Source organism: Profundibacter sp., from assembly GCF_056498605.1.
Window position 1 is genome coordinate 16751 of the sequence record NZ_JBSMEZ010000166.1, and the last position, 10440, is coordinate 27190.

The 10440-nt window shown below is 56.2% G+C and carries 9 protein-coding genes and 1 pseudogene; 5 read left to right on the plus strand and 5 right to left on the minus strand.

The annotated features are described in order from the left end of the window. Window positions 1–21 precede the first annotated feature (21 nt). The gene (locus ACWB12_RS16785; protein ID WP_479531251.1) at window positions 22–3429 is read right to left on the minus strand and encodes an indolepyruvate ferredoxin oxidoreductase family protein; all 3408 of its coding nucleotides are present in this window, start codon (window positions 3427–3429) and stop codon (window positions 22–24) included. A gap of 169 nt (window positions 3430–3598) precedes the next feature. Between ACWB12_RS16785 and ACWB12_RS16790 the strand changes: the two genes are divergently transcribed. Then, window positions 3599–4504, plus strand: coding sequence for a LysR family transcriptional regulator (locus ACWB12_RS16790; RefSeq protein WP_479531252.1), 906 nt, complete (start codon window positions 3599–3601; stop codon window positions 4502–4504). A gap of 173 nt (window positions 4505–4677) precedes the next feature. Here ACWB12_RS16790 and ACWB12_RS16795 read toward each other — a convergent pair whose 3' ends face one another. From ACWB12_RS16795 to ACWB12_RS16805, 3 genes are read right to left on the minus strand one after another with little or no spacing between them, the layout of a single operon-like run. Continuing rightward, the gene (locus ACWB12_RS16795) at window positions 4678–5919 is read right to left on the minus strand and encodes an RNA polymerase sigma factor (protein ID WP_479531253.1); all 1242 of its coding nucleotides are present in this window, start codon (window positions 5917–5919) and stop codon (window positions 4678–4680) included. Then, a complete protein-coding gene (locus tag ACWB12_RS16800) occupies window positions 5920–6276 on the minus strand; it encodes a YciI family protein (RefSeq protein ID WP_479531254.1) in 357 nt (118 codons plus the stop codon). 60 nt (window positions 6277–6336) lie between these two features. Next, a complete protein-coding gene (locus ACWB12_RS16805) occupies window positions 6337–6726 on the minus strand; it encodes an MAPEG family protein (protein WP_479531255.1) in 390 nt (129 codons plus the stop codon). Window positions 6727–6897: 171 nt separating this feature from the next. Between ACWB12_RS16805 and purL the strand changes: the two genes are divergently transcribed. The 4 genes from purL (at window position 6898) to grxD (ending at window position 10085) form a co-directional block, all read left to right on the plus strand. Next, a complete protein-coding gene (purL, locus tag ACWB12_RS16810; RefSeq protein ID WP_479531256.1) occupies window positions 6898–9057 on the plus strand; it encodes a phosphoribosylformylglycinamidine synthase subunit PurL in 2160 nt (719 codons plus the stop codon). 94 nt (window positions 9058–9151) lie between these two features. Next, window positions 9152–9394: a BolA/IbaG family iron-sulfur metabolism protein gene (locus ACWB12_RS16815; RefSeq protein ID WP_479531257.1), complete on the plus strand. Its 243-nt coding sequence runs from the start codon at window positions 9152–9154 to the stop codon at window positions 9392–9394. Between the two features lie 5 nt (window positions 9395–9399). After that, window positions 9400–9726 carry a hypothetical protein gene (locus ACWB12_RS16820; RefSeq protein WP_479531258.1) on the plus strand — a complete coding sequence of 109 codons (327 nt, stop codon included), beginning with the start codon at window positions 9400–9402 and terminating at the stop codon, window positions 9724–9726. Beyond that, window positions 9723–10085 (plus strand): Grx4 family monothiol glutaredoxin, encoded by a 363-nt coding sequence (gene grxD / locus ACWB12_RS16825; protein ID WP_479531259.1) that lies wholly within the window; start codon window positions 9723–9725, stop codon window positions 10083–10085. Before ACWB12_RS16820 ends, grxD begins: the two co-directional genes overlap by 4 nt. Here grxD and ACWB12_RS16830 read toward each other — a convergent pair. Beyond that, window positions 10082–10440 (minus strand): annotated as a pseudogene (locus ACWB12_RS16830) (hypothetical protein); the annotation flags it as partial. The gene grxD and the pseudogene ACWB12_RS16830 sit on opposite strands and share 4 nt — an antisense overlap.

The following is a 10440-nucleotide window of genomic DNA, read 5'->3' on the forward strand; positions in this document are numbered from 1 at the left end:
TTTCAGGTGGAAATCCATGCCTTATTCGGCGGCACGCACAACTGTTGGTGCCGGATTGCGAAACGCGGCCAACAATGCCTCGCGTCGTTTGGAGGCTGCCGCTTCATTCGCCTGTTTCACCGGACCAAAACCCCGAATAGTTAACGGAAGTTCGGCCATTGCAACCGCAGTATCCATATTGTCCGGCGTCACCTTGGCCAAAATCTCGCCCATATCTGCCTCGTATTGTGCAATCAACGCGCGTTCCATTTTGCGTTCAGCAAAGCGGCCAAACGGATCGAACGCCGTGCCGCGCAAGCCTTTCAAGCGGGCCAATACGCGGTAAACCGGCATAATCCAGCCGCCAAATTCACGTTTATTCGGACGCCCATTGGCGTCTTTCCCCGGCAACATTGGCGGCGACAAATGGAACCGCATTTTGAAACCACCGTCGAATTCGGCCCGCGCTTTGGCCTCGGTGTCCAGCATCAAGCGAGCCACCTCGTATTCGTCCTTATAGGCCAGTAGTTTGTGATATCCCTTGGCGACGGCCTGTTTCAGCCGCGGATCATCTGCCTTGTTAACCAGCGCCAGATAGCGCTGTTTTAGGGCCTTGTTTTGATATTCCACAAGGTAATCAGCACGATACGCGATGATCTCCTCCAGCGTCTTTGGTTTATCAACCACCACAGGCTGCACCGCCTTGGCCGCATCATCCACATGTTCCACCGCCCAACGGCCAATTTCAAAGGCGCGTTTGTTGCCCTCAACCGCCGCTTTGTTCAGTTCAATCGCGGCCATAATCGCCGCATGGCTTAGCGGCAGCAGCCCACGCTGCCACGCCGCCCCAACGATCATCATATTGGAAAAGATGCTGTCCCCCAGCAATGCGCGGGCCAGTTCCGAGGCATCAAATTCAACCAGATTTCCCGACAGTCGCGCCTCTAGTTGCAGCGTTAACCGGTCAAATGGCAGTTTGAATTCGGTGTCGCTGGTGAAATCACCTGTTATAATCTCGTGGCTATTCACCACGGCACCTGTGCGTCCGGTTTTCATTAATCCAATGGTTTTGGCCCCTGCGGTGGTGACCAGATCCCCCCCTAGAACCGCGTCAGCCTCGCTCAGTGCCACGCGAATGGCACTGATATCCTCGGGGCGATCTGCAAGCCGCAAATGAATGTGAACCGCCCCGCCCTTCTGCGCCAGCCCCGCCATTTCCATCATGCCAGCGCCCTTGCCGTCAATATGGGCAGCCTGCGCCAAAATCGCGCCGATGGTAACGACGCCGGTGCCGCCAACGCCGGTGATCACCACATTGTGGGTGCCGTTGATCGTGGGCAACTTGGGCGTGGGCAGGTCAGGAAGGTCGATTTTCGCCGTCGCGGTTTTTTTCACCGTCGCGCCGTGCAGCGTCACAAAGGACGGACAAAACCCGTTGACGCAGCTGAAATCCTTGTTGCAACTGGACTGGTCAATCGCCCGTTTGCGGCCCAGTTCGGTTTCCACCGGAACAATCGACACACAGTTGGATTGCACGCCGCAATCGCCGCAGCCCTCGCAAACATCGGTGTTGATGAACACGCGTTTATCAGGGTCCGGAAACAGCCCGCGTTTACGACGGCGGCGTTTTTCAGCAGCACAAGTTTGGACATAAATTATCGCCGATACGCCCTTGATTTTACTGTATTTACGTTGAACATCCATCAGTTCGGCGCGTTCATGCCACTCCAGCCCCGACGGGAAGGTGGACTTGTTCACATCCTCCGCCTCGTCATAAACAACGGCGATGTGCTTCACCCCCATCGCCTGCACTTCACGGGCAATACGGGCCGCGTCCAGGTCGCCCTCGTTATGCTGGCCACCGGTCATCGCCACCGCATCATTGAACAGAATTTTATAGGTCATCGTGGTGCCTGCCGCCACGGCAGAACGGATCGCCAAAATACCAGAATGGTTATAGGTGCCATCACCAATATTCTGGAAAACGTGGTCTGTGGTCGAGAACAGCGATTCCCCAACCCAGTTCGCCCCCTCGCCGCCCATCTGGGTGAATCCAGTGGTCGAGCGATCCATCCATTGCACCATATAATGACAGCCGATGCCCGCATAAGCGCGGGAACCATCAGGCACTTTGGTCGATGTGTTGTGCGGGCAACCCGAACAGAAATATGGCAGGCGGGCGGCAATTTCTTCGGCATTATCAGCGGTGCGGGCCTCGTCCAGCAGTTGTAGCCCCGCCTTGATCCGGTCCGTGCCGCGCCCCTCCTCAATCAGGATGCCGCCGATTTTCTCGGCAATCATAATCGGGTCCAACGCCATGCGGGTCGGGAATAATTCCTCGGCATGCTCGCCCTTGCGCCAGCCATAAACGCGCCGCCCTTTTCGATCATCAAAGATTGCCTCTTTGACCTGCACCTCGATCAGCTTGCGCTTTTCCTCGACCACCACAATCAGGTCCAGCCCCTCGGCCCAATCCTTGAAACTGTCCATATCCAGTGGCCAGACTTGGCCGATTTTATAGGTGGTTACGCCCAACCGCTCGGCCTCGGCCCCGTCCAGTCCCAGCAATTCCATCGCATGGGTCAGATCAAGCCAGTTTTTCCCAGCGGCAACAAATCCAATCTTGGCACCCGGCTTGCCCCAAACACGTTTGTCAATTTTGTTAGCTTTGGCAAAGGCTTCTGCGGCGACTCTCTTGTAGTCAATAGTCCGCGCCTCTTGAGCTATCGGGGTGTCGATCAGCCGGATATTCAAGCCCCCTTCGGGCATCGCAAATTCCGGCGTCACGAATTGCATCCGGTCTGGGCTGCCATCAACCACGCTGGTCACCTCGATGGTATCTTTCATCACCTTCAGCCCACACCAGACCCCCGCGAACCGCGACAAGGCCCAGCCGTACAATCCGTAATCCAGAATTTCCTGCACCCCTGCGGGCGACACAATCGGCATATAGGCGTCCACCATCGCCCAATCGGACTGGTGCAAGGTGGTAGAGCTTTCGCCAGTATGATCATCGCCCATTGCCATCAGCACACCGCCATGCGGGCTGGTGCCTGCCATATTGGCGTGGCGCATCACATCACCGGACCGGTCCACCCCCGGCCCCTTGCCATACCACAGACCAAACACACCATCGTATTTGCCCTCGCCGCGCAATTCGGCCTGCTGGCTACCCCACAACGCTGTGGCGGCCAGATCTTCGTTCATTCCGGCCTGAAAGGTGATTTGCGCGGCATCCAAATCCTTTTTCGCGCGCTCCATCTGCATATCAACCGCCCCCAAAGGCGACCCTCGATAACCGGTGCAATATCCCGCCGTGTTCAGCCCCGCGGCCGCATCCCGCGCCCGCTGCATCAGCATCAGTCGCACCAGCGCTTGGGTTCCGTTCAACAGAACAGGTGATTTATCCAGATCGTAACGATCATGCAGGCTGACAGAATGGTCACTCATCGCACGGCTTCTCCCATGGGCACAGTATATCACAACAATAGGTCATAAACTTTGACCTACCAAGTCAAAAATTGTTGAAACAACCACTTTCCTTTCCGGATGCCACAGAGGATAGTTCAATGGTAATTCTATTTCGTATTTGCGTGTTTATGGTAATGGTTGGGATGATATGGACTGGGATAAGCTAAGAATATTTCACGCGGTCGCGGATGCGGGCAGCCTGACCCATGCGGGTGAGACGCTGCACTTGTCGCAATCGGCCGTTAGCCGGCAGATTCGGGCGCTTGAGGAAAACCTGAACGCCACCCTGTTTCACCGCCATGCCCGTGGACTGATTCTAACCGAACAGGGCGAATTGCTGTTTGACGCGACCCGCGCGATGGATCAGCGGCTCGAGGCCGCGACCGCGCGCATCCGTGACAGCACGGATGAGGCGTTTGGCGAATTGCGCGTCACCACCACGATGGGCTTTGGCTCGCTCTGGCTCGCGCCGCGTCTATCGCACCTATATGATAAATACCCCGACCTGAAAATTGACCTGATGCTGGAAGAAAAGGTGCTGGACCTGCCGATGCGCGAGGCCGATGTCGCCATCCGGATGAAAGAACCATCCCAAGCCGACCTGATCCGCAAACGGCTGATGAGCGTGAACATGCGCCTATACGCCACGCAAAAGTATCTGGATGAAAACGGGGTGCCCGACACCACGGATGATCTGGCGCAACACCGTTTGATTTGCCAAAGCACCACATCGACCCAGGTCAGTGCCAGCGCCATATTTGCGCAACAGCTGTTGACCTACGGGGTACGCTCCCTGCTGACGGTAAACAATTATTTCGGCGTGCTGCAAGGGGTTATCAGCGATCTGGGCATTGGTGTTTTGCCCGATTACGTGACCGAGGATTTCAAAAATCTGGTGCGGGTTCTGCCTAATCTCCAGTCTAACGACATCCCAGTGTTCCTCGCCTACCCCGAAGAATTGCGCCATTCCAAGCGGGTCTCCGCCTTTCGGGATTTCGTAACAGACGAGATTATAACGCGGCGCAAAAGGCTGCGGGCAGAGGCGGAAAAGTAAGGTATGCGCTGGCCGCATAGCGGGTTTGCGCCGTTTCTACATTATTCTTCTTGAATGTATTGCCCCCCCCACCTAAATAAAACTCATGAAGGCAGTAATCGAAGCAATTCTTGCTGGTTTCATACCTCCCTGTTGGACTTCGGCCGAGCCTTTGTGCTCGGCCTTTTTTTTGGCTAAACGCCAAGCTCGCTTTGCTGTGCTGCCAAAAACGCCCGCTCACTCTGGGTTCGGGTCAGCTCCAGCGCCCGCTCATAAGACGCATGTGCCTCGCCGCCACGCCCCAACCGGCGCAACATATCGGCCCGCGCCGCGTGATACGGCTGATAAGCGGCCAGATCCTGCGCGATAGGGTCCAGCACCTCAAGCGCCCGTTCAGCTCCCTCACTATAGGAAACCGCCACCGCATAATTCAGCCAGACAATCGCGCTTGGCTCCATTTGGTCCAACAACCGGTATAGGGCCGCGATCTGCACCCAATCGGTATCCGCCGCATCTGATACCTCGCAATGCAGCGCCGCGATGGATGCCTGCATTTGATACGGGCCCACCTGCCCCTGCTTTAGCGCCGCTTCCAGTATCGCCTGCCCCTCGCCGATACGCGCCTGATCCCACAGGGTGCGGTCCTGATCGGCCAGTGGCACATATTCCTCGTCATTATATCGCGCCGCGCGGCGGGAATGGGTCAGCAGGATCAGCGCCAGCAGACCCGCCACCTCGGGCGTATCGGGGCATAGCTGCACCATCAGGCGGGCCAGAAATATTGCCTCTTCGCACAGATCAATACGGATCGGCGCGTCGCCTTCGGTCACGGCATACCCCTCGTTGAAAATCAGATAGATCACCGCCAAAACCGAGCCAAGCCGCAGATTTAGCGCCTCGCCATCCGGTATATCAAACGGAATTCCCGCCTTGCTGATTTTGGCCCGCGCCCGCGCCAGCCGTTGTCCCATGGTGGCAGGCTTGTCTAAAAACGCCCGCGCCACCTCGTCCGTGGTTAACCCGCCCAATGTGCGCAGGGTCAATGCCACACGGGTTTTTTCGTCCAGCGCGGGGTGACAGCAGGTGAAGATCAGGCGCAGGCGGTGGTCGGGAATGTCGTGCGTGTCGGCAGGCGCATCCATCTCGGCCTGTTCCAGCACCGCGATTTGCGCGGCCTTTTGTGAAAGATTTTTGGCGCGCCTGAAGCGGTCCAGCGCGCGGCGCCGCGCCACTTGCAGCAACCAGCCGCGCCGTGATTTGGGGATACCGTTCACTGGCCAGTCTTTTAGTGCCGTAACTATTGCATCCTGCAAGCACCCCTCGGCTAGCTCAAAATCACCGATTACCGAAACCAGCGCCGCAATCAGCCGCCCCCTGTCCTGACGCAGGGTGTAGTCAATCGCCGTATGAACGGCATCGGCGGCGGCATTGGTCACTTAATCGAAGTCATATGTCTGGATCGGGCGAACCTCGACGGTGCCATATTCAGCGGTCGGGATCATCTTTGCGTATTTAATCGCATCGTCCAGCGTGTCGCACTCAAACAGGTAAAACCCGCCCAACTGTTCCTTGGTTTCGGCAAACGGGCCATCCATCAGCTCGGTTTTGCCATTGCGAATGCGGATAGATGTGGCGGTTTCCACGGGCTGTAAGGCTTCGCCGCCCAAAACTACACCGTCTTCCGCGTACTTTTTGCTAGCGGCCTGATAGCCGGCCATCATCTGCCCAAACTCGGGTGTATTTGGCTGCGGGTTAGCCTTGTCTTCTGCATAAATCAAAGCAAGATATTTCATAGCATTTCCTTTTCATGGAGTGATGAGAGTTTCCCCTCGGTGAACGGGATAAGCAATCCCTTAGTTAAAATGGGTCCAGACATTGGCCCCGACGGCAATGAAAAGGGCCAGCAACGAGCCAGAGTTGCCAATAATACGAAAGATGTGTTTCGGGTTGTCATGGCGCAGGCCAAACGGGTGAACAACACGCGACACCACCAGCAGAATGCCTGCCACATGCAGCGCCGTTCCATTGCCGCCCCGCATTTCGGCAATCAACATCATCAGCAGCACCATCGGCACCCATTCAATGAAATTGCCGTGTCTGCGGATTTTCTCGTGCAATCCGGTATCGCTATTATTGCCAATCGAAACGCCCATGGCCGAACGGGTCTTAGTGACGTTCAGCCACAACACGAACATCAAAACGGCCAGCGGCACAGCGTATAGTGACGTGATTTCCAAATTCATTTCCTTGTCCATCTTTTTTTTGGTTACGAATTAAAGACGAACGGCTGTGCCGATATTCGACACAAGGGCAAAAATATTTGATTTGGGCTCTTGCGCCTCATTGCCTCTTTCCCTGCCCTCGCCCTTGGCCTATTAGATCAGGCAACATTTGCCACCGGGGGACGGGACAAAATGCAAGAGCCGAAAATAACCGACGAGTTGATCGCCAGCCACGGGCTGAGCGAAGATGAATACGCCAACATCATTCGCATCCTGAACCGCGAACCGACCTACACCGAGCTTGGCATTTTTTCCGCCATGTGGAACGAGCATTGTTCATATAAATCCTCGAAAAAATGGCTGCGCACCCTGCCAACGGAAGGCCCGCAAGTCATCTGCGGCCCCGGCGAAAACGCCGGCATCGTCGATATCGGCGACGGTCAATGCGTGGTGTTCAAAATGGAGAGCCACAATCACCCCTCCTATATCGAGCCCTACCAAGGGGCAGCCACCGGTGTTGGCGGCATCCTGCGTGATGTGTTCACCATGGGGGCCCGCCCGATTGCCGCGATGAATTCGCTGTCTTTTGGCGAACCAGACCACCCTAAAACCCGCCAGCTGGTGCATGGTGTGGTTGAAGGCGTCGGTGGGTACGGCAACTGTTTTGGTGTTCCCACTGTGGGCGGCGAGGTGCGGTTTCATTCGGCCTATAACGGCAATTGTCTGGTGAATGCCTTTGCCGCTGGGCTGGCCGACACAGACAAGATCTTCTACTCGGCAGCCTCGGGCATCGGCATGCCGGTGGTTTATCTGGGGGCCAAAACGGGCCGTGACGGGGTTGGCGGCGCGACCATGGCATCGGCTGAATTTGACGATACCATCGAGGAAAAACGCCCCACCGTTCAGGTGGGTGATCCGTTCACCGAAAAACGCCTGATGGAGGCCACGCTGGAATTGATGGCGACGGGCGCGGTGATTTCCATTCAAGATATGGGCGCGGCTGGGCTAACCTGTTCTGCTGTTGAAATGGGCGATAAAGGGGGGTTGGGCGTAAAGCTGAACCTTGATGATGTGCCCGCACGCGAGGAAAACATGACGGCCTATGAAATGATGCTGTCGGAATCCCAAGAACGCATGTTAATGGTTCTAAAGCCCGAACTTGAGGCCGTGGCCAAAGCGGTGTTCGATAAATGGGATCTGGATTTTGCCATCGTCGGCGAAACCATCGCCGAGGACCGGTTTATCATCATGCACGGCAATCAACTAAAGGCTGATCTGCCGCTCAAGGCGCTGTCGGGAAATGCGCCCGAATACGACCGGCCGTGGGTGGAAACGCCGCCCGCTGCACCGATGGACGATGTGCCTGAAATTGACCCCATCGACGGGCTGCGGGCGCTGATCTCCTCGCCAAACTACGCCTCAAAACAATGGGTATACGAGCAATACGACACCATGGTGATGGCGGATTCGGCCATTGTTCCAGGCATCGGGGCTGGTGTGGTGCGGGTGCATGGCACCGACAAGGCGCTGGCGTTCACCTCCGACGTTACCCCGCGTTACGTGATGGCAAACCCGTTTGAAGGCGGCAAACAGGCGGTGGCCGAGGCTTACCGCAATCTATGCGCGGTCGGGGCAACCCCGCTGGCCACCACCGACAATATGAACTTCGGCAACCCCGAAAAGCCCGAGATCATGGGCCAGTTCGTGGGCGCAATCAAAGGTATTTCCGAGGCCGTGTCGGCGCTGGATATGCCCATCGTGTCGGGCAATGTTTCGCTCTATAATGAAACCGACGGCACCGGCATCCTGCCCACCCCCACCATAGGTGCGGTCGGGTTGATTGAGCATATCGACGATATGATCACTGGCGATGCCGAGGCTGGCCATGTGGCCTTGCTGATCGGCGAAACGCATGGGCATCTGGGGCAATCCGCCCTTTTGGCCGAAATGTTCAATCGCGAAGATGGCGACGCGCCGCATGTCGACCTAGAGGCCGAGCGGCGCGCCGGAGTTTTTATCCGCGCCAACCGCGACATGATCAAATCCGTGACTGACCTGTCAGATGGCGGGCTGGCACTGGCTGCGTTTGAAATGGCCGAATCCGCGGGCGTTGGCGTCACGCTGGATGCGGCCGACACCCCGACCCTGTTTGGCGAAGATCAGGCGCGGTATCTAATCGCCTGCAACTTTGATCAGGCCGAAGCCTTGATGATTGCCGCCAGCACAGCCGGTGTGCCGATCATGGTTGCGGGGCGTTTTGGCGGCGATAGCGTGACCTACGGGGACGCATCCGCCCCCCTGTCGGAGTTGTCAGAGGCTTTCCGCAGCAGCTTTGAAGCAACCGTGGTCTAGTCTTGCGGAGCGTCCAAGTACCGTGCGCCCCTTGCATGACTCATAATCCCGACTTAAATACTAGGTAACCCGTCGTAAAAAAGGAATAGCGCACATGGCCATGCAAGCCCACGAAATAGAAGACCTGATCCGCACCACGTTTCCAGATGCGAAGGTCACCATCACCGATCTGGCTGGCGACGGAAACCATTGGGCCGCCGAAGTGGTGGACGAAAGTTTCCGTGGCCAGAACCGTGTGCAGCAACAACGTGCGGTTTATGCATCATTAAAGGGCAAAATGGACGGACCGTCCGGTGATTTGCACGCACTGGCCCTGACCACCAAAGTGCCGGAGTAACAATAATGGCCCTGTGGCAAAGCATCCTATTGGGCATTGCAGCGCTTGTTGTTATTGCGATCCTGATTGAGATGTTTGTCAAACGGAACCGCGTCCGCAGGTCACTGGCGGAACAGTTTCTGGGCAATGAGGTGAACGATGAGGACTATGAAAAGCCCGAATTGGGCATGGAAGAAATCGACATGGATGTGGTCCGTATCTCGGAACGGGGCAACAAATCAGCCGCCGCGATGGGGGCAAGAGATATGCAGTTCTGGACAAAAAAAGTGAACAAGCGGACCACCAAAGATATAGACACACCGCCAATGCGGACAACTGGAGATGAAAAATGAGCGACGCAAAAACACAGATCAAAGACACTGTAACCGCCAATGATGTGGTCCTATTCATGAAAGGCACCAAAGACGCGCCGCAATGTGGCTTTTCTAGCCGCGTCGCCGGTGTGCTGAATTTCATGGGCGTTGAATTTGCCGATGTAAATGTGTTGGCAGATGAGGGCATCCGTCAGGGCATCAAGGACTATTCCGACTGGCCAACCATTCCGCAGCTATATGTCAAAGGCGAATTTGTTGGCGGATGTGACATTATCACCGAAATGACCATTTCAGGTGAATTGGACCAAATGTTCGATAAAGAAGGCGTTTCCTACAGTAAAGACGCAGCGGACAAAATCCGCGAAGCCAACGGCTAGTCCTGCTTTTCTGATTGCTGATCAAATTCAGGGCGGGGCATCGTTCCGCCCTTGTTGCTTATCAGGGCCTGTGCATATTCCTCTATCAGATGGCTCTGTGTCTCGATCTGCTCCAACTGGCGCATCAGGTTCCCCTGAAACACGCCAAGCTGATTGATCACATCAACCAAACTACCGCCGCCATTGGGCAAACGCGCACTTTCAATGTTGCACATCACACGGGTTGAACTGAGCCCCAGTGTAAAGCGACGCATCATTTCAATCGCCTGTAAAATACGCAGCGCTTCATCCGCGATGTGTTGCAGTCCCGCCTTGGCCTTATCGGCATACTGCGCAGCCAGGTCACTCATTTGGC